The following is a 19864-nucleotide window of genomic DNA, read 5'->3' on the forward strand; positions in this document are numbered from 1 at the left end:
AGTTCAGCGCGTGCGGCGCTGCTGGCTGGTGGCGGTGTTGGTCGGGCGGTAGGCGGCCGACGGGGGTATCGGGGTACCGCTGGTGGTGACGGCGGTCAGGTTGGCGAGGCGGTGGAGCCGCCAGGTGAGGACTTCGCTGACGCTGGTGGCGGTGTCGGTTTCTCGTCGGGCGGTGGCTTCGGTGAGGAGAGCGGCGGGCTTGTGGCCCGCTGCTTCGGCTCGGTCGAGGGTGGCAGCAAGAGCGGGCCAGCCGGGCTCCGCGAGGATCCGTTCGGCTAGTTCGGGAAGAACTCGGCGCAGGGCGAACTCCTGTCGTCGGCGTAGTGACTCGGCCAGCCGTGTTCCTTGCTGTCGGAGCACGGTCAGTGGCTCGGCGGCCTGGGCCTGATAGGCGGCGCGGAGGTGGCCGGCGGCCTGGCGGGCGGCTTCGGCCTGCTGGGTATGGCCGTGGGTGCGGTGCCAGTGCTGGGCGGCGATGACCGCGAGCAGGAGGGCGTCGAGGACGATCGTGAGGAGGGCTCCATCCTTCGGGGCGGGTTCGCGCAGGATCGCCTTAACCGCCCGGCGGGTGGTTTGGGCCTGCTGATGTCGGGCGCGGATCTGGGACCGGCTGGCTCGTTCGAAGGCGATGGCGGCCTGGACGAGCTGCGGCCGGATTCCGGCGGGGGCGATCAGGGGAAGCACGTCGAGGGCTTCGGCGAGGACGGTGATGTGGGCCTGTCCGGTCTCGTCCTCGCCGTGGGCGAGGTGGTCGGGCGTCCGGTCGACGGCGCGTGCGAGTCGCCGCCAAGCCGGAGCCTCGCTTAGCTCCGTCGGCGTTGCCTCGGTGGTCGTGAGGCGTTCGGCGATCTTGGGGTAGGAGAGGTCGGCGGCGAGGGTGGAGCCGGAGAACCAGACGGGTTCGCCTTGGGCGTTGGTGTCACCGTCGAGGGCGGTCCTGTAGCCGCGGACGTCCCCGGAAGGAAAATGCTGGACGTCGATGAGGGCTCCGGCCCCTTCGACGAGCCGGAAGAACTCCTCGGTGGTCGTAGCGGCCGAGACGGCAGTGCGGACGATGGTGCGCAGGTGCTCGCGAGAGGTCCGGGCGTTCCCTGTTCGATGGGCCTTCTCCTGCTCGGCGCGGGTGGGACGTTTCGCGGCGGTGCGGTCGCCGCGCGGGACCTGCCGTAGGCCGTACTCCTTCTCGATGGCGACGAGTTCCTTGTCGGCGCGCAGGAAGTCGTTCCAGTTGCGGGGCGGGCGGAGGTCGCCCCGGACCTTGGTGGCGACGATGTGGATGTGGTCGTCGGCGTGGCGGACGACGACCCAGCGGCAGGCGTCGGGGTCGCCGGCCGGGGCGATGCCGGTGGCGTTCAGGACGCGGCGGGCGATGGTGGCCCACTCGTCGTCGGCCAGGTGGCGGTCTTCGGGGGCGGCGCGGATCGAGCAGTGCCAGACGTGGTTCTTCGGCGCCTTGGCGCCGGCCTGCTTGACCCGCAGGTCAAGGACGGCGGCGAGCTGAGCGAGGGTGGCGTCGGGGTCGCGGCCGGGGTCGGGGACGAAGCCGTCGAAGGAGGCGACGAGGTGAGGGTCGGCGTGCTCGTTGGCGCGCCCGGGCCCGTAGAGGTAGTTCAGGACGCCTCGGGTTTTGTGGCCGGGCTTGACGATGTTCGCGATCAATCAGGCCGCCCGGCGGTTCGTGGCAGCCACATCCGCGGCGGCGTCGACCGCCGTGATCGTCTGCTTCACCACAGCCACGAGCCGGCGGGCCTCGGCGAGCACGGCGGCGTCCACCGGGTGTGCATCGCCGCCGGAGTTGTAGCGGTGGGCGATCTGGTTCACGTTCGTGCCGATCCTGGTGAGCTCGGTACGCAGGGCTGCGTACTCGTCGACCAGGTCGTCGTTGGCGGTCCGCCCGGCGGGCAGGGCGAGATCGCCGTTCAGGTGGGCCATGACGACGGCACCGACAAAGTGCGCTCCGGCCAGGTTGTGGCGGCGGGCCTCGGCGAGGATCGCCTGCTTCTCGTCGACGCTGTAGCGGACGTCGACACGCTCTGTGCGCTGCACGTCCTGGCGGACGCGGCGGCGGGCGACACGACGCAGCGCGGCTTCGTCGGCGGCACGCACGGCCCCTGTCCCCGGTGCGCCCTCGCACCGGGGACCTGCCTCCGCCACCCCCGGGGCGGAGGCTCCCGCGTTGGACCGACCCTTGGACGGTCCAACGCCATACCTTGCTCCGCCCGGGGCAGAGGTGGTGGTCGGCTGCTGGGTGATGGACGGGGAACTGGGGAGGGGTTGTTCGTGCATGCGCGGGCTCTCCGATCGTGGGGGCGGTGACTGCGGAAGTGGTCTCGCCTCGGAGGAATTCCGAGGCGAGTGTCCGGTGGGTGGAGAGGCTCTGGCCTATCCGGCGACCTCGGTGGAGGACTGGTCGCGAACGCCTGGAGCAGGGCCTTGGCCTTCTCCAGGCGTTCGCGGCGGCCGGGCCTGAGGCCCTTGTCGCGGATGGTCGTCTCGATGTGGCGCCGGGAGACGCGGCCGTCACGTCCCAAGGGAGCGGTACGGCCGATCTCGACCACCTCCTCCCACGTGGCCATCGGCCGCTGATCGCCACGCTTGACGGGCGCTTTCTCGGGCTGGGCCACTTGTTCGGTGGCCTTCTCGGACTCCCCGGCGACGTGGGCGTCTGACGCCGGCTCCTTAGCGGCCACCGCCGCGCCACCTTCCGGAGTGGTGGCCGCCGTGATGTGGCGGCCCTCGTCGTGATGCTCTGCGTGGGCGGGGCGGCGCTGGACGAGGAGGTAGAGGTGGACGGCGCCGGCGAGGGCGAGCGGGGCGATGGCGGAGATGGCGCCGACGGTGATGTCGTCGAGGGCGAGCCCGCCCGGGCGGGTCTGCTGGTTGAGGCGGATGGCGTGCAGGACGTTGGCCCAGATGCTGGTGACGGTCGCGATGCCGACCAGGGCCGAGACGTATAGGCGGGGCTTCAGCGGCGCGCTGCGCAGGACGAGGAGGGCGCCGATGCCGATGGCGATGAAGCCGTCGATGACGAGGGGGAAGGCGTAGGTGAGCAGCCGGTGGATGTGGCTGGCGGCGGCCATTTGACGCAGGGCGTCGTAGGAGAGCGCGAAGGCTGACAGGGCCAGGAGGGCTACGCCGGTACGAATGGCGAGAGCCAGTGGCGTCGGCACGGAGACGGTCGGGGTGGGGGTGGGGGTGGTCAAGCGGTGTGCTCCAGGGATGGGTGTAGCCACCGGGTGAGTGGGTGGCCGTGAGCAGTGGGAACTCGTCCCACTCGTCCCGCCGCTGGTCAGGGCAGGTACGGGTGGGGCGGTGATGTCGGGTCGACTCGTTGCGGGTCGGTGACTCGTCCCCGCGCTGACCTGCGCGGGGACGAGTGGGACGAGTCGGGGAGGGTCAGGCGCCGGGCTCGGCCGGGAGGGTGGTGACTGCCTCGGGCGGGCAGTAGCGGGTCCAGGCGTCGGTGAACTGGGCGCGGGTGAAGCCCTTGGCCTGGTGGCCGCCGGGGAAGCGGCGGTTGGCCGACTTGATGCCGTAGTCCTGGAGCAGGATCTGCAGCCCGCGCGGGGTGAGCCCGTTGGGACCGTGCTCGGCCCAGGGCGCCTCGGGGTCGGCGTTGAGGATGTCCAGGAGGCGGCCGGTGCGGAGCACCGGCTGGTCGCCTTCGGAGGTGAAGGCACGGCGGATGTCGGCGAGGATGCGGATCTTCAGGCCACCGTCCTCGTCGCGCCCGGACTCGTAGTCGGTCATGGCCGTGCACGCGGTGCGGGCCAGGACGGGCCAGCGCCCGCCCGCGAGGTCGGCGACGCTGACCAGCGGCGCCCACGTGTCGGCGGCACGGTCCTCGACCGGCAGCTTCGGCTCCAGAGCGAGAGCCTTCTCGCGTACGGAGGCCAGCCAGGCCGCCAGCCGTGTGCGGAGCTCGCGTACCGCCAGGTCGTCGCGGCCGTAGCGCCAGAAGCTGACCTTCTCGGTCTCGGCCCGCCGCCGCATCCGGATGACGACCGACCGGTCCATGATCGTGTCGGGCAGATCGCCGATGCCGGCGAGGGCGGCCATGGCGAAGGTGGGGAACTTGACCACCTCGTGGCTGGGGCCGGTGACGCGCAGGGTGGGACGGTTGCGCTGGTGGCCGGCGTTGAGCAGGCCGCGCATCTCCTCGTTCTTCTCCGCGACCTTCGCGCTGCCGAAGATCGTGTCGACCTCGTCGACCAAGAGCGTGGGCGGGTCGCCCTCGCCGATCGACCGGAAGATCGCTGCGGCGGAGGCGTTGACCGTGATCAGCGGCTCGTGGACCGCCTCGATCAGGACTTCGAGGAGCCGCGACTTCCCGCACCGTTTGGCCGGTCCGACCACCGCCAGGCGCGGCGCGTGCTGCCACACGGTCTGCAGGTGGGTCGCCGCGGCCCACAGCGTGGTGGCGGTCAGGGCTTCGTCGCTCGGCATGACGACATAGCGCCGGATCGCGTCCCGGACCAAGTCCAGGACTTCCACGCCCTCGGGGTCCGCAGTGGGCGACGGGCTGTTCGGCCGGCCGGGGATCGCCGTCGGCGGCCACTTGACGGGAAGCGATGGCGTGTTCGGGGTGGCTTCGTCCATACTGGACATCGAGCTCCTCAATCTGCAGGCCATATGGGACGGCAATCCCGGCCTTGCGATCGGTCGTTCAGGGATGGGCGGTGTGAGGTTTGCGCTTTGAGCCCCTCGGTGTCTTCAGCACCGGGGGGCTTTCTGTTTGTCGGGCTAGGTGATGGCGGTCTCCAGTGGATCGCAGCGGTGCGGCACATCTATCACTATGCACTAGGCATAGCGGCTTTGCAAGCGGCAGAACATGGTGTACCGTCTAGGGTGATGCGAATTGCAGAAACATGCTGCAAGAGGAAGGAGGAGGAATGTCTGACGACGACCACGAGGACGAGCCCGAGGGCGTCCTGCTCAAGGGCGAGGACAACGCCGCCAAGCGGATCAAGGCCGAGCGCGAGCAGCGTGGCTGGAGCACCACCACGCTCTCCGACCGCCTCAACGAGGCCGGCTACGAGATGAACCCGTCGGCGGTGTGGCGGATTGAGAACGGCAAACGCCGCATCAACCTCGACGAGGCCATCGGCTTCGCCGAGGTCTTCGGGGTCTCGCTGTCCAACCTCGTCGGCCCCCCTGCCCTGGCCGCCGCCGGCCGCGCCATGGAGCTGATCGACACCGTCGTGGCCGCCAACGCGGCCGCCCAGAGAGCCCAGCACGCGTGGCGCAGGGCGACCAACGACCTGGCCGCCTACCTCGACGACCACCCGGGCATCCGCGAGGAAGCCGACGTGATGGTCAGCAACGCCATCGCCGAGAACACCATGAAGATCAACCAGGAGGAGTTCGGGCTCCCGCCTCAGCCGTAACCCGCTCCTCCGGCCGCCCTGGACCGCAAACCCCAGGACCCGGCCGCACCACACGCCCATCCCATCCCTGAACGACACCGGTCCGGCCGGGGTTGCCGCCCCACCCGCCGAGGCCAGGAGAGGACCCCGCTTGCGCCACACCGCGATACCCCACGCCTCCGCACAGCCCCGACACGCCGATACCGTGCCGTCGCGCCTCTACCTTCCCGAGGACGTCGCTGCAGTGCTCGGCTGCTCCGCCTGGTGGGTCAAGGACCGCGCCCGCCGACGGCTGATCCCGTACACCAGGGTTGGTCGGTCCTACCGCTTCACCGGCGAACACCTCGCGGAGATCATCCGCATGCACGAAGCCCAGCCCGCCGTGCCTCAGCAGCCGACTCCGACCGCTGTTTCCAAGGCGCCCCGTCTGGCCTCCCCGTCCACCCCGCCTGTTCCCGTGGTCCGGCTCCGAGCCAGGCCCCCGCGCCGAGTCAGCCAGGGCCACTTCGGGACCGCTGCGTAGCGCGAGGACGTAAGGACGGGAGGAACACATGGGATTCGCGGAGAAGCGCGGAAACTACTGGCGCGGCCGGTACAAGGTCGCGCCCGGCAAGCACCTCACGGTCGCCGACGAGCAGGGCAGGACCATCAGGTTCGCCACCAAGGGCGAGGCCCAGCGGGCCGCGAGCGAGGCCGAGAACAAGTACCGGCGTGGCGACTGGCGCGATCCGGCCCTTGGCCAGGAGACGTTCGGCGAGTATGCGAGCCGCTGGTACGAGGCCCAGGACCTGGCCGCCTCGACGATGCAGAACTACAAGCGCCACATCGAGGAGCACCTGCTCCCCGACTTTGAGGACAAGGCTCTCGTCGGCATCCTCCGCACGGACGTCGAGCTGTGGGAGAAGAAGGAGCGGGCCCTGTACGCGGCCTCCAGCGTCAAGACCTGGCGCTCGACGCTCCACCTAATCCTCGAAGACGCGATCGACGAGGGCCTGATCACTTCCAACCCGGCTGCCAGGCGGCGCGGGCGCGGCAAGCGCGCCGGCCGCTCACGCGACCGTGGACCGGAGAAGGTCATCACCGACGCACTCGGCATCCTGCTCATCGCCGAACGCGCCTCCCTGCTCTCCGGCCGCGACGACGAGTTCGTCGCCGTGGTGCATAAGGGCTACACCGGCGTGCGCTGGGCAGAATTGGTCGGCCTGGAGACAGAGTTCACCCGCCCCGGATCGTTCCGCGTCGAGTGGCAGCTGTACGAGCTGGACACGGGCGAGCTGGTGCGCGTCCCACCCAAGGACGACAGCTACCGCACCATCGACTCGCCGAGCTGGCTCTCTGCCATGGTCGCCAACCACATAGCCCGTACGAAACCGACGCCCTGCCCCTGCCACGGCAAGACCTACGTCTACCGAGGTCTCGGCGCAGCCCGTACCAGTAGCCACCAGGGAGCCAAGCTCGCCGACGTCGCCCGCCGCGCTGGCGTCTCCACGGGCACGGTGTCCAACGTCCTCAACCATCCCACCCGCGTCGCCGAGGCCACACAGGCGAAGGTGGAACAGGCCATCGCGGACCTCGGTTTCATACGTGGCGGCATGGTGTCCGAGCACGCGGCCCACTGGCGCCGAAACGGCTTCGCCACCTGGCTGTTCACCCCAGCGGTCTCCGGCTGGTACCCGAAGAAGGCACCTCAGGAGGCACGCCCCGTCCCGCTCCTCGGTGAACCGTGGCCCGGCGTCCCGTCCCGGGGCCGTAACGCCACCGACCGGGCCGACGCCTGCTGGGTCCCCATCGCCAAGGGCCTCACGCCCCATGGCCTCCGCCACACCCACCGGACGATGATGGAAGACCTCGGTACCGAGAAGGTCCTCATGGACGAGCGCATGGGCCACATCGACGGCTCTGTCTCGGCCCGCTATGCCCATGTCACTCCTGGGATGCGCCGCCGCCTCGTGGCTGGCCTGACCGAGCAGTGGGAGGCGGCGCTCGACGCCCGCCTAGTGATGTGCCCCACGTCACCGGTGCGCGTACTCAACGACCTACTGCAGGCACGTCTCGCCATGCACTGACTTCCCATTACGTATCGTCGCTGCGGTGGCCGTGAAGGCGGTATCCCATCTCGGCTGGGTGCCGCATGACCCGTGCGAGGCGCCAGGCGGCGTCATAGGACAAACGACCACGCTCCCGTAGGCGCAGCCGCAGAGCTAACACGCTGGTGACAGGGGCAAGCGCCCAGCGCAGTGCAGCAGTCTTCACCGCACCTCACCCGAGATGAGCGCGAGGCGGTGGGCGGTGTGCTCGTCGCCGAACGCGCGGACAGCGTCGACAAGGAGGGTGAGCAGTTCTCTGCGCCCTTCCTCCGTCAGACCGGCAGCGAAGTTGTGGAGCAGCTGTGCCACCGTCACCCACTGCTGGCCTGGCTGCCACTGCTGCACCTCTCGCACCAGGTCGTCGAGGTCGGTGCCCGTCGGCGGGCCTCCGAGCCGGGACCAGTGCTTCGACGCTCCCTCCAACAGTCCATAGAGGCGGGCGGCGGCCGGGTTGGCGAGGATCTCCTCCCGGAGGAACGCCTCGCGGGCGCGGACCTGCCGTCGTGCCAGCTCGTCCAGCTCATGGTCGTACCGGATGCGTTCCTCCTGCCGCCGGTACTCTTGCTGCACGCATTCCGAGTGGAGAGCGGCCCTCCGCGTGGTGTCGTCCACGTTGATGCGTACGTGCACGTCGGTGACCACCACGCCGTCGGCCACGAGGGGCAGCTTTGCCCGGACGGCGATGGTGATGTCCTGTTCGGCAGCTTCGGGACGGAGGACGTCACAGGACTCGGCCGCCCTCTCGATCGATCTCCTCGCAAGTCGTGGAGCCGTATGCCGATTCGCCGGCGTGGTGGCGTCGGCGCGGTGCCAGGTCACCCGGACCTCGGTGGTGAAGAACAGCAACGGGTCTGTGCTCTTGACGCGGTCCGTGAAGACGGATGTCCAGCGAGCGTCCTCTTGTGTCATCGGCACAGGTGCTTTGGCGGTCCGGCGTCTCATGCGGCGTCGACCTCCGCAACACCCTGAGGCTCATCACCGGGAGCGCTTGGCGGGGCGTACTGAGACACGACCGGCTCATTACGCCGGGCGATGAGGTCCTGGTCGAGCAGGGCAGACAGTTCGCGTTTGAGGTCCTCCTTCTCCTCGGTGTAAGGGCGGTCCTGCCCCTGCACCCACCATTGGGCGGAAGTTCGCAGAGTTTCGCGAAGGGTTGGCCCCTCGGTGCCTGGAACGTTCACGGCCTGGCGCAGGGTGTCGAAGACGACGGACTTGAGTTCATGCCGTTCCAGTGCCGCGTCCAGCCACGTGAAGACGGCTTTATCGAGGTCGCGTTCCCCTGTTGGCCCTGCGGCCTGGCGCAGCAGAGCGCGCCAGCCCGTCACTAGCCCTTGCACACTGGGGCGGAAGGAGTCCTCCTCGTCGATGTTCTCTTCGAACATGGCTTGGAGGAGTGGCGGAAGGCCGGTTGCCTCGGGCGGGGAATTCAGGGCCAGCGCGGTGAACGTTCGGTGCCCGACGGTCTGGCTTGTCGTGTCCGACTTGCACCAATCGACGACGTACCCGAACAACATCTGCCGTACGGTGGCGTCCTCCCAAAGGACGCGTACCGCCTCGCGTAACACGTCGAGCACGTCGGGACGACCTTGCGCTGCCACATTCCTGAGCCGCCGTAGCGCCTTGGCGGTATGCCGGCGGCCGAACGTGCCCGTACACACTTCTACAACGGCTCTCTGCAGGTGGGGCTGGCTTCGGTTCGACCAGGCGAGCAGCATGGAGTGGATATAGGGAGCGCTGGCGGCATGGATGGCTGCGGAGTCCAGAAGTTCAACGGCCAGCGGCCATAGCTCCTTGGTGGTTCCGTGCTTGTACCACTCCTCGACTATCCGCTCCAGCGGAGTCTGCCGCCGATGGCGAACGGCCCATTGCAAAGCGAACTGGCCCACGCGCTCTGCCAGGGCAAGCCGACCATCCTTGCTGATGATCTCTAGGGCTTCTCTGCTTGTGCTGGTGTCAAGGACAGGTGCCTGCGCGAGCCACTTCAAGAATGTGGTGCGAGCCAGAGGGCGGTCGTTCCAGAAGTACTCGATGACGGCGTCGTCCCAGTGCGGGCGGGTGAAGGTGAGGGTGCCGTCATGTTCACGCTCTGCTCCGATGGCCCTCGTCATAGCGATGACTCCGGGTTCCCGCTGTCCGTCCACCTCCACCTCTGCGCTGTCGAGCTGTTCGGTCAGCTTTGCCGCGCTGGCGTAGACATGCCCGACCGGATCGCTGCGCAGAACAGCCGCAGCCAGTAGGAAGTTGCGCTCGAAGCTGGTACGGGATCGCCCCTCGGGCTCGTGCCACGTGTACAGCGCGTCTTCCCAGTTGCTGTGGGCGGACGCGACGTTGGCCACTTGCTCCTCGAACGTCAGGCGGGGGGAACCGTCCCGCTGATGCCTGAGCGCGTGGCCTGGATTGGATGCATCTACGGCTGCGGATTGGGCCGCCCGGTGCTCTTCCAGCATGAGGTGCACGAGGTTGAGCACATCGGTTGGGGCCTGGTTGGTAAGAAGTGGCTTGATGCTTGGGTGACCAAGCCACTGATCTGCTGGAAAGTCGGGCTCCTGTCCGAGTAGCCAGCGCTCGGCGATGTCACGTGGATCCACCGTGCCTAACTCCGGAGCGACGCCGTCCGGCGCCCCATGGCTTATGCGTCTCCACTGCTCGGGGCGAGTGAGGACGATCAGTCGGCAGTCACGCCGCTGCAGGCGCTCGACGAGCTTGTTCAGGTTGGCCCCGAAGGAGTCCTCGACCGCGAAGTCATCTTCGTCTGGCGGTAGTTCCAGCAGGTACCCGCAACGGTGGTCGTGTGGAAGGCGCCTGGTTGGGAAGTGCTTGGAGCCGCCGAAGGGCAGCGGCCGCACTTCGGCGATGACGCCCTCATTCAGGAGATGAGCGAACAATGCGTAGGCGGTGAAGGTCCGGCTGCTGTTGTGCGGGCGGCTGATGACCAGGACGGAGCCCGCTGCACGCAGGGCTTCAAGAGCTTGCTTGAAGGAGCTGGGAGCCAGTCGGTCCTCGTAACGGGGCTCGGCGTACACCTCGTGGACTACGGCCAGGTACTCGGGCGAGATCGGGGCGTGCGAGTCGAGGGTCTGCTCGTACACGTACTTCGTGCCGACTTGTTCGCCGTTGTTGATGAAGGCTCGTTGCAGCACGGCGGCCTGCCCGACCGCCTCGACCGCGTCACGCGTCGGTGCCCACACCGTAGGCCGCCGCGGAAAGCTGTCGTCGGAGGGGCGCTCGGCGTCCGCGGTCTCTGCCGACGCCTTGATTGCTGGCGCGGTCGACGCATCGTTGCTGGGCGGGTCGGGAGGGAAAGGTGGCAGCTCGGGAAGGCTGGTCGGTTCGATAGCTGGATTCTGCGGTCCCGACGCGGGTTGCGCCCAGGGTGCCGGCGGCTTGCCCTCTCGCCCGTCGCTTTCCGTGGACGGGGGCAGGGCCTGCGGCGGGCGCTCTCCAGTAAGGCTGTCATCGAAGCTCATGCTGTTGCCGCCTGCCTCAGCCGATCGTGCCTTTTACCTCAATGCCTACCTGTTCGCCCGTCTCCTCGATGGTCCCGGCCTCCTGATCGACGCGTGCCCGTCCGCGTTCCGTGATGTCACCGCCGACGCGCATACCGACCTGCTTGCCGCGAAGGGATTCGGCCCTCTGCGAGACCTCCACCCCGGGCCGGTCCGCCTCCTTCTCATCGCCAAAGGGCAAGCGGCGCCCGTATACCTCCTCCAGGTCCCGACGAAGGCGTCCCAGAAGCTCCCGCAATTCGTTGTCGTCGCCCTGGAGAAACTCGGGCCGTGACAGGTAGACGCGGAGCGCGCCATGGGCCCCGGTGATGCGTGCGACGCGCTCGTCAGTGAGTGCGGGGGGCCTGACCAGCAGGGGCTGCGGCTGCTCCGGCACTTGCTCCGGCTCTTCCACCGGTACTCGACCTGCACGCCGCTCCAACACCGCACTCGCTCGGTCGAAGAGAAACCTGACCGCCTCGGTCAGCAGCGTTCCGGCAAGGACGGGAAATGCCAACGGGTCCATGTGCGTGCTTCCTCCCCCTGAGCCCGTACGACAGCCGCAATTCCCATCGGTAGGTGCGACCGGCATGTACGCGGGCAAAAACGGGCTTCACCGTACGAGGGTGATCAAGAGGAAGGACAGATGGGAAATCGGTCTCTTGGTGAGGTGGCCGAGGAGCAGGTGTTGACATTCGGTAGCGGCGCCATATCGCCTGGGTGATGAGTCGGTGGCTTCAAGCGTTTGCCCCAGCAGCTCTCGTCCTCGGCTGGAACCACACGATGTTCGATCTGTGTTCGCGCTGGGGTGGTGTCCGATTCAGGATGCCGGATGCCCATGCCGCCGGTGGTCGACGGTGTTCATGGAGTGAGGCGGCCGCATGAAGCCTGCGGGGGCATCGGACCCACGGCGGGGGTGCCTACTCAGGGGCCAGCGGGACCCTCAACGCAGTCCGGTGTGCTGCGCCCGTGGCGGAAGCCAGGCTGGGTCGACGCCTTGGGGAACCTGGCCATCAGACCCCGCCAGCAGTAAAGGTGGACCTGGACAAGAACGGATCAAAATTCCTTGAAAAGGACGCTGACCAGGAGGGGGGTGAGTCTGTCTTTTGATTCGGGTGCAGACGTCCACAGTCTGGCCACACCCTGGGGAGTGGCCCCAGGTCCTGCGAGCCTGAGACGATCGAGGCATCGACGGGGGCATTTGTAGCTCCAAGTCCCTGCACATGCGGTGCGATTGAGACGTCGACCTTCCGACTCACTTCTGGAGAGGCCTCATGTCTAGTTTTCCTTCGCGCGATGGCGCATTCGCCGAGTACACCTTCTGTTCTACGGGGTCCCCGGAGGGGCGGTGGGCTACGCCGCCAGTGCTGGTCGTGATCGTCGTACTCGTATCAGTGCTAGCTGTTCACGCTGGCCCTGACCACGCGGTTTCGGGTACGGCCGCAGTACTGGCCTCAGCCTTGGTCGAGTTGCTGGTCGGTAATCACGCTGCGCGCGCCAGGGCAGAACAGGGTTCGTAGCAGTGGGTCGGTGCGCCAAGAGCATCGACGTCGATGCAGGGCCTCGACTGCGCGAACTGGTGGAATACCTGCGTGAGCTTAAGGCTACGAGCCGTTTCACTTACCGCGAGATGGCCAGGCGCACAGGGCCCAAGCCCTATTACTGCGGTGCTTCGACGCTCAGCCAAGCAGTCACTGGGTCTCGGCTTCCTCGGCTCCAGGTCGTGGAAGCCTATGCTCGCGCAGTTGGTGATCGCGCCGACCACCAGGCGCGTCAGCTTCGCGTGGGGCAAGCCCGTCAACTATGGAAGGCTGCGGCCATTGAAGAGGCTCGTCCACTTCAGGTAGACCGTGGGCGTCGGCTCCGACAGATCCGTACGCCGGAGGCTCTCGGCCAGGGCCTAGCGAGGCTCCGCGCGCGGGCAGGCCAGCCGTCTCTGCGCGAGATCGAACGAGAGACCGCTGCTCGTGGACACCGAGTGCCGCGATCGACATGCCGGCTGATCTTGGCTGGGTGCGTCCTGCCCACCTCGGAGCAGTTGACAGTCCTCCTGTATGCCTTCGCTGTCACCGAAGCTGCCTCCATGGGCTGGCGTATCGCGCTGAGCCGGATCGCGACGAGCAGGGACCCTACGCCGATCTGGCCCGGTGGGTGTGTGTGCCCAGACGGAGACCCCGCCGTTATCGCGTTTCTCGAACGTCGTGATCGCGACGAAAGGATCAAGCGGAAGACCGGGTAACTCCGCCAGGACGAGGACTACGACGCGTGGCTGGAGGTGCGAGCTGCCAAGGCTTTCTATCGGCGCTGGTGGGACTACCTGGACGAGGACGAGCTGGATCAGTTTGAGCAGAGTGGGTGACTGCCCCTACAGGCTGGATGGCATGCCGAAGGCCGCCAACAAGCGGTGACTGGGAGCGGCGAGCAGGGCGGCCACGGAGACGTGGGGGTCAGGTTTCTGGGCTCGGCTCCCAAACGGCTCCCAAGGTGAGCCCGGAAACCACTCAGGGGCCCGACCCGCTCTCGCGGATCAGGCCCCTGACCTGGTCTTACGGCTGTCGGGGTGGCGGGATTTGAACCCACGACCTCTTCGTCCCGAACGAAGCGCGCTGCCAAGCTGCGCTACACCCCGATGTCGCTGCTCTGCGTGTTCACGTCGCGGCGACATCGATTACTTTAGCCCACGCGCGCGCTGAGGCGAAATCCGGTATTCGGGGGCGTCGCCCCGGGGTCAGGGGCGGGCCGTCAGGGTGAGGAGGGTGGCCTCCGGGGGGCAGGCGAAGCGGACCGGGGTGTAGCGGTTGGTGCCGCAGCCCGCCGAGACGTGCAGGTAGGACGTGTGGCCCCCGGCCGTGTGGGTGGAGAGGCCCCGCGCCCGGTCCGTGTCCAGGTCGCAGTTGGTGACGAGCGCCCCGTGGAGGGGGACGCGGAGCTGGCCGCCGTGGGTGTGCCCGGCCAGGACCAGCTCGTACCCGTCCGCCGTGAAGGCGTCCAGGGAGCGCAGGTACGGGGCGTGGACCACGCCCACCGTGAAGTCGGCGTCCGGGTCCGGGCCGCCCGCCACCCGCTCGTACCGGTCGCGCTTGATGTGCGGGTCGTCCAGGCCGGTGAACGCCAGCTCGGCCCCGGACAGCTTCAGCCGGCCCCGGGTGTTGGTGAGGTCCACCCAGCCCGCCGCGTCGAAGGCGTCCCGCATCCCCTCCCAGGGGTTGTGGACCGCGCCGACGGCCGGCTTGTTGCCGTTGAGGCCGTGGCGGCCCTGCGCCTTCTCCAGGAGGTAGCGGGCGGGGTTGCGCAGCTTCGGGCCGTAGTAGTCGTTCGAGCCGAAGACGTACACGCCCGGGAACTCCATCAGCGGCCCGAGCGCGTCCAGGAGCTCCGGCACCGCCTCGGTGTCGGAGAGGTTGTCGCCGGTGTTGACGACGAAGTCCGGGCGGAGCCCGGCGAGCGACTGGAGCCAGGCCCGCTTCTTGCGCTGCCCGCTCACCATGTGGATGTCGGAGACCTGGAGGACCCGCAGGTCGCCCATGCCCCGGGGGAGGACCGGGACCGTCACCCGGCGGAGCCGGAAGGAGCGGGCTTCGAAGCCCGCCGCGTAGACGAGTCCGGCCGCGGCCGTCGCCGTGAGACCTGCCGTGATCTTCAGGGGGATCCCGTACCGTGCGCGCATCCCCCCATCGTCGCAGACCCGTGCGGGGGAAATGCGCGGGCGGTGGGGGTGCGGCACCTGCCACACTTGGGTCATGACCACGCTCAAGGCGAAGCTCCATGACGACCTCAACGCCGCGATCAGGGAGCGCGACGAACTGCGCTCCTCGACCCTGCGGCTGACCATCACCGCGATCACCAAGGAGGAGGTCGCCGGCAAGACCAAGCGCGAGCTCTCCGACGACGAGGTGCAGAAGGTGATCGCCAAGGAGGCGAAGAAGCGCCGCGAGGCCGCGGACGCCTTCGAGCAGGGCGGTCGCCACGAGTCCGCCGAGCGGGAGCGGGCCGAGGGCCTCCTCCTCGACGCGTACCTGCCGAAGCAGCTCAGTGACGAGGAGCTCGACGGGATCGTCGCGGCGGCCGTCGAGGAGGCGAAGGCCGCGGGCGCCGAGGGGCCGCGCGCCATGGGCGCCGTCATGAAGATCGTGAACCCGAAGGTGGCCGGCCTGGCGGAGGGCGGCCGGGTCGCCGCCGCCGTGAAGAAGCTGCTCGCGGGCTGATCCGCGCAGAACGTACGAGAGAGGGCGCCCCCCCGTCGCGGGGGGCGCCCTCTCTCGTACGCGGTGGGGCCGGTCTCAGTCGAACAGGCCCTGCGGGAGCGTGATCCCGGGGATGTTCGGCCTGCGGTCGCCGGGCTTGCCGTCACGGGGCTTCTTCGGCTTGTTCGGCTTCCCCGGCTTGTTCGGGCCCTCGTCCCCCTCCTTCTCCTCGTCCTTGGGCTTGTCGGCCCGCGGCACGGAGACGGGGGTGAAGGACGGGGTCTGGCCGGCGTCCAGCGCGCCGGTCATCGCGATCTTCCAGATCGGACCGGGGAGGCAGCCGCCGCAGACCTTGTCGTAGTACTCGCCGCCGATGGTGATCCGGAACATCGACTGCTTCTCGCCGACGTCGTCGCCGACCCAGACCGCGGTGGAGAGGTTCGGGGTGTAGCCGACGAACCAGGCGTCCTTGCGGTCGTTGGTCGTACCGGTCTTGCCCGCGTTGTCCCGGTCGCTGAGGCCGGCCTTCGTACCGGTGCCGTCCTCGACGACGCCCTTCAGCATCTGGTTGACCGTGTCGGCGGTCCGGTCGCTCATCGCCCGCGAGCACTTCGTCTGCGGCACGTTGAGCTTGTCGCCGTTGGCGGTCTTGATCGACTCGATGGCGATCGGGGTGCAGTACAGACCGCGGTTGGCGAAGGTCGCGTAGGCGGACGCCATCGACAGCGGGGTGCTGACCTCACCGCCGAGGGTGATCGAGGCGTTCTCCTCGATCGGCTTGCCGTCGCCGCGCTCGTAGCCCAGCTTCTTCGCCATCTGGATGGTCTCGCACAGACCGGTCTGCTGCTCCAGGAGCGCGAAGTAGGTGTTGATGGACTTGCCGAGCGCTCCCGTCATGTCCCAGGTGCCGGCCTCTTCCTCCATCTCGTTCTGCAACTGCCACTTGTCGTAGCCGGTGGGGGTGCCCTTGCAGGTGCGGAAGGAGCTCTTCTCCAGCTCGATCTTCCACGGTGTGGTGTACGTCTGCGCCGGGCTGATGCCCTTCTCCAGGGCCGCGGCGGCGGTGATCGGCTTGAAGGTCGAGCCGACCTGGAAGCCGTACGTGCTGCCCCCCATCCGGTTGCTGACGGCGAGGTTGAGCGTCGTCTCGTTCTTCTTCGGGTCCAGGCCGTACGGGCGGGACTGGCCCATCGAGAGGATCTTGCCGGTGCCGGGCTGGACCTGCACCACCGAGGCGGCGACCGGGTCGTCCTTGTTGACCTTCGCGATGGCGGCCTCGTTGGCGGCGGCCTGGGCGCGCGGGCTGAGCGTGGTCCTGACGGTGAGGCCGCCCAGGTTCCACAGCTTCTGCCGCTCCTCGGACGTCTTGCCGAAGACCGGGTCGCTGAGGATCGTCTTGCGGACGTAGTCGCAGAAGAAGCCGGCGCCGTCGACGGCGGTGATGCAGCCGTTCTTCGGGGTCTTCACCTTCAGCTTCAGCGGGGCGGCCTTCGCCGCGTCCGCCTCGGCCTGGCTGATGTCCTTCACGTCGGCCATCCGCTGGAGGACCACGTTGCGGCGCTTGGTCGCCTCTTCGACGTCGTTGATCGGGTCGTAGCGGCTGGGCGACTGCACGAGGCCGGCCATCATCGCCGCCTCGCCGAGGCTCAGGTCGGCGGCGTGCTTGGAGAAGTACCGCTGGGAGGCGGCCTCGATGCCGTACGCCTGCTGCCCGAAGAACGTGATGTTGAGGTAGTTCTCCAGGATCTTCTTCTTGCCCAGCTCCTCCTCGACCTGGATCGCGAACTTCAGCTCGCGGACCTTGCGGCCGATGGTCTGCTGGGTGGCCTGCGCGACCTTCTCGGGGTCGTCGCCGGCCTCCTCGACGAAGACGTTCTTCACGTACTGCTGGGTGAGGGTCGACGCGCCCTCGGAGACCCCGCCGGACTGCGCGTTGCGGTTGATCGCGCGCAGCACGCCCTTGAGGTCGATCGCCCCGTGCTCGTAGAAGCGCCCGTCCTCGATCGCGACGATCGCCTTCTGCATGTACGGGGAGATCTTCTCGATCGGGACGACCGTCCGGTCCCGCGAGTACACCGTGGCGATCAGGCCGCCCTCGGAGTCGAGGATCTTGGTGCGCTGACTCAGCGGCGGGGTCTTCAGGTTCGAGGGGATCTCGTCGAACCCCTCGACCGTGCCCTTCGCGGCCAGCCCGAGTGCCCCGGCCGCGGGCAGGGCGATGCCTGCCAGCACGGCTCCCGCGAGCACACTGACACCGAGGAACTTGGCGGCCTGCTGGGTCCCGGTCAGACCACCGCCCGAGCGCTTCTTTGCCATGGGGGGCAGCCTAATCCGTAGACATGAGCGAACAGCGGGAGCGGGGGCCCCTCGGAGCGTTCGGGTACCGGACCGTGACATCCGGGAGCCGATCGGGGCGCGCGCGTGCCCAGGTTTCCATTCGCCGGACACGCGCCCAGGCCTTGGCCTAAGCTGCTCACAACTGTCACAGCAGTGCGGTCCGACAACAAGGCCCGGTTGTGACGTCGGCATGAATTTCCGTGACCCCGAAACACGGGAAGCTCGTGTCCGATTCCGGCACATGCGTCACGCGGCGTCCCAAGTGATACCGCTGAGGAAGGGCATATCCACGAGGTATGTCCGCTATCCCACGCATGTCCATCGATCACTCCCCTGGGTGATCTGACGCGCACGCATAGTCCGTTCGGGCCATTCAAGATTGGGCCCGAAGGGGGTGTTGCGCTGTGTCCACCTTCCGTAACGTCCCAACTGGCAGCGGTGAATATGCCGCTGCCGCCGTGGGGGAGCCTCGATTCGGGAGAGGACGGCGCCGGTATGGGCTGGGTAGCTGACTGGAGTGCGCAGGCGGCCTGCCGCACTACCGATCCGGATGAACTTTTCGTGCAGGGAGCGGCGCAGAACAGGGCCAAGGCGGTGTGCACCGGATGCCCGGTGCGGACCGAGTGTCTCGCCGACGCCCTCGACAACCGTGTGGAGTTCGGCGTGTGGGGCGGCATGACGGAGCGCGAGCGCCGCGCCCTGCTGCGCCGGAGACCGACCGTCACCTCGTGGCGCCGGCTCCTGGAGACCGCGCGCACGGAGTACGAGCGGGGGGCGGGCCTGCTGCCCGTGGCGATGGACGACGACGCGACGTACGAGGAGTACGCGGCGGTCGGCTGAACGCGCCGGGGCGTGCGCCCCCGACGCGCGGAAACCCTCCGGGCGATTCGGCCGATTCAGTCGAACCGCATCGGTCCGGAGAGGGCGGAGACGGCTCAGGCCGAGGGCGTTCGCCCGCCGGTGAGCCGGTCGCCGATGGCCCGCAGCCCGGCGAGGTCGTGCACATCGCCGGGCAGGGCGGCCACTTCCGCCACCGCCACTTCGGGGTGGCGCGCGGTGAAGCGGTCGCGCGTGTGCTGCTCGCGCGCGAGCACCCGCATGCGCTCGGCATGCAGGTACAGGAGCCCCGCGGTGAGCTGCCGTACGTCTACGGCGTCGTCCGCGGTGTCGTCATGTGTGTCACGTGTGCGGTGTGCGTCGTGCTCGTCGTGCGTGTCGCGTGCTTCAGGTGCGTCGGCGTGCTGTGCGGCCGGACCGGTCGCGGCTGTGGGGGCAGCCTCGGATCCGGCGGGTACGGCAGGGGTGACGGGTGCGGAAGGTGCGGCGGCGGTGGCGAGTCGGGACGGCTCGGGGTCGGTGGCCGGGGAGCCACGCTGACCAGTCTTCCCGTCCCCCTGATCCACAATGCGACCCCCGTCAAGATTTTCCGCGGCGGCCCGCGCCCGCTCCGCCGAGAGGCCGGCGGCCCCGCTGCCGTGCACGCGGTTGAGGACGAGACCGGCCAGCGGCATCCGCTCCGCGGCCAGCCGCTCCACGAAGTACGCGGCCTCGCGCAGCGCGTCCCGCTCCGGCGTGGCCACCACCAGGAAGGCCGTGCCCGGGGCCTGGAGCAGCTTGTACGTGGCGTCGGCGCGGGTCCGGAAACCGCCGAACATCGTGTCCATCGCCGCCACGAACGTCTGCACGTCCTTGAGGAACTGACCCCCGAGCAGCTTTCCGAGCGTCCCCGTCATCATCGACATGCCGACGTTGAGGAACTTCATCCCGGCCCGGCCGCCCACCTTCGCCGGGGCCATCAGCAGCTTGATGAACTTCCCGTCCAGGAAGGACCCGAGCCGCTTCGGCGCGTCCAGGAAGTCCAGGGCCGAGCGGGACGGCGGGGTGTCGACGACGATCAGGTCCCACTCGTCCCGCGCCCGGAGCTGGCCCAGCTTCTCCATCGCCATGTACTCCTGCGTACCGGCGAACCCGGCCGACAGGGACTGGTAGAAGGGGTTCTCCAGGATCGCCCGGGCCCGCCCGGCGTCCGCGTGCGCCTCGACGATCTCGTCGAAGGTCCGCTTCATGTCGAGCATCATCGCGTGCAGCTCGCCGCCGTCGGAGCCCTTGATCCCCTCCACCTTGCGCGGGGTGTTGTCGAGGGAGTCGATCCCCATGGACTGGGCGAGGCGGCGGGCCGGGTCGATGGTGAGGACGACGACGCGCCGCCCGCGCTCCGCCGCCCGCACGCCGAGGGCCGCCGCCGTGGTCGTCTTGCCGACCCCGCCCGCGCCGCAGCAGACGATGATGCGGGTGCCCCGGTCGTCGAGCAGCGGGTCCAGCTCCAGGACGGGGGCGGTGTCGATCCCGGCGGCCGCGGCCGTCTCGCCCTCGTCGTTCCCGGCCATCCCGTGCTCGCCCGCACC

Annotated in this window: 15 protein-coding genes, 1 tRNA gene and 1 pseudogene; 6 read left to right on the forward strand and 11 right to left on the reverse strand. The window is 68.7% G+C overall.

Annotation, left to right across the window (positions count from 1 at the left end):
• Window positions 1–3 precede the first annotated feature (3 nt).
• The 4 genes and pseudogenes from ACFYNX_RS20975 to ACFYNX_RS20990 form a co-directional block, all read right to left on the reverse strand.
• Complete coding sequence (locus ACFYNX_RS20975) at window positions 4–1659, reverse strand: relaxase/mobilization nuclease domain-containing protein (protein WP_388663183.1); 1656 nt, start codon at window positions 1657–1659, stop codon at window positions 4–6.
• Entirely contained in the window at window positions 1660–2106 is a 447-nt protein-coding gene (gene mobC, locus ACFYNX_RS20980) for a plasmid mobilization relaxosome protein MobC (RefSeq protein ID WP_388663185.1), read from the reverse strand.
• A gap of 314 nt (window positions 2107–2420) precedes the next feature.
• Window positions 2421–3203: pseudogene (locus tag ACFYNX_RS20985) on the reverse strand (DUF2637 domain-containing protein); the annotation flags it as partial.
• 193 nt (window positions 3204–3396) lie between these two features.
• Window positions 3397–4599 (reverse strand): DUF3631 domain-containing protein, encoded by a 1203-nt coding sequence (locus tag ACFYNX_RS20990; RefSeq protein ID WP_388663423.1) that lies wholly within the window; start codon window positions 4597–4599, stop codon window positions 3397–3399.
• Between the two features lie 293 nt (window positions 4600–4892).
• Between ACFYNX_RS20990 and ACFYNX_RS20995 the strand changes: the two genes are divergently transcribed.
• The 3 genes from ACFYNX_RS20995 to ACFYNX_RS21005 all read left to right on the forward strand — a co-directional run bounded on the left by ACFYNX_RS20995 (window position 4893) and on the right by ACFYNX_RS21005 (window position 7432).
• Window positions 4893–5387 (forward strand): helix-turn-helix domain-containing protein, encoded by a 495-nt coding sequence (locus tag ACFYNX_RS20995; protein ID WP_388663187.1) that lies wholly within the window; start codon window positions 4893–4895, stop codon window positions 5385–5387.
• 145 nt (window positions 5388–5532) lie between these two features.
• Window positions 5533–5889, forward strand: a complete 357-nt coding sequence (locus ACFYNX_RS21000; RefSeq protein ID WP_388663425.1) for a helix-turn-helix domain-containing protein — start codon at window positions 5533–5535, stop codon at window positions 5887–5889.
• 28 nt (window positions 5890–5917) lie between these two features.
• Window positions 5918–7432: a LacI family DNA-binding transcriptional regulator gene (locus ACFYNX_RS21005; RefSeq protein WP_388663189.1), complete on the forward strand. Its 1515-nt coding sequence runs from the start codon at window positions 5918–5920 to the stop codon at window positions 7430–7432.
• Between the two features lie 183 nt (window positions 7433–7615).
• Here the strand turns inward: ACFYNX_RS21005 and ACFYNX_RS21010 are convergent, their stop codons facing one another.
• From ACFYNX_RS21010 to ACFYNX_RS21020, 3 genes are read right to left on the reverse strand one after another with little or no spacing between them, the layout of a single operon-like run.
• A complete protein-coding gene (locus ACFYNX_RS21010) occupies window positions 7616–8362 on the reverse strand; it encodes a hypothetical protein (RefSeq protein WP_388663191.1) in 747 nt (248 codons plus the stop codon).
• 29 nt (window positions 8363–8391) lie between these two features.
• Window positions 8392–10920, reverse strand: coding sequence for a hypothetical protein (locus ACFYNX_RS21015; protein ID WP_388663193.1), 2529 nt, complete (start codon window positions 10918–10920; stop codon window positions 8392–8394).
• Window positions 10921–10936: 16 nt separating this feature from the next.
• Window positions 10937–11383, reverse strand: a complete 447-nt coding sequence (locus tag ACFYNX_RS21020; protein WP_388663195.1) for a hypothetical protein — start codon at window positions 11381–11383, stop codon at window positions 10937–10939.
• 1134 nt (window positions 11384–12517) lie between these two features.
• Between ACFYNX_RS21020 and ACFYNX_RS21025 the strand changes: the two genes are divergently transcribed.
• Entirely contained in the window at window positions 12518–13177 is a 660-nt protein-coding gene (locus ACFYNX_RS21025) for a helix-turn-helix domain-containing protein (protein WP_388663197.1), read from the forward strand.
• A 316-nt stretch (window positions 13178–13493) separates the two neighbouring features.
• Here the strand turns inward: ACFYNX_RS21025 and ACFYNX_RS21030 are convergent.
• Window positions 13494–13567 (reverse strand) — tRNA-Pro (locus tag ACFYNX_RS21030).
• A 99-nt stretch (window positions 13568–13666) separates the two neighbouring features.
• Window positions 13667–14605, reverse strand: coding sequence for a metallophosphoesterase (locus ACFYNX_RS21035; RefSeq protein ID WP_388663199.1), 939 nt, complete (start codon window positions 14603–14605; stop codon window positions 13667–13669).
• 73 nt (window positions 14606–14678) lie between these two features.
• Between ACFYNX_RS21035 and ACFYNX_RS21040 the strand changes: the two genes are divergently transcribed.
• Window positions 14679–15143: a GatB/YqeY domain-containing protein gene (locus ACFYNX_RS21040; RefSeq protein ID WP_365539360.1), complete on the forward strand. Its 465-nt coding sequence runs from the start codon at window positions 14679–14681 to the stop codon at window positions 15141–15143.
• 75 nt (window positions 15144–15218) lie between these two features.
• On the opposite strand, the gene ACFYNX_RS21045 is transcribed toward ACFYNX_RS21040, so the two are convergent.
• Complete coding sequence (locus ACFYNX_RS21045) at window positions 15219–17438, reverse strand: transglycosylase domain-containing protein (protein WP_388663201.1); 2220 nt, start codon at window positions 17436–17438, stop codon at window positions 15219–15221.
• Between the two features lie 516 nt (window positions 17439–17954).
• On the opposite strand from ACFYNX_RS21045, the gene ACFYNX_RS21050 reads away from it, so the two are divergent.
• Window positions 17955–18299, forward strand: coding sequence for a WhiB family transcriptional regulator (locus ACFYNX_RS21050; protein ID WP_062754170.1), 345 nt, complete (start codon window positions 17955–17957; stop codon window positions 18297–18299).
• A gap of 95 nt (window positions 18300–18394) precedes the next feature.
• On the opposite strand, the gene ACFYNX_RS21055 is transcribed toward ACFYNX_RS21050, so the two are convergent.
• Window positions 18395–19846 carry an ArsA family ATPase gene (locus ACFYNX_RS21055; protein ID WP_388663427.1) on the reverse strand — a complete coding sequence of 484 codons (1452 nt, stop codon included), beginning with the start codon at window positions 19844–19846 and terminating at the stop codon, window positions 18395–18397.
• Between the last annotated feature and the right edge of the window lie 18 nt (window positions 19847–19864).

Source organism: Streptomyces sp. NPDC007872, from assembly GCF_042868165.1.
Lineage (GTDB): Bacteria > Actinomycetota > Actinomycetes > Streptomycetales > Streptomycetaceae > Streptomyces.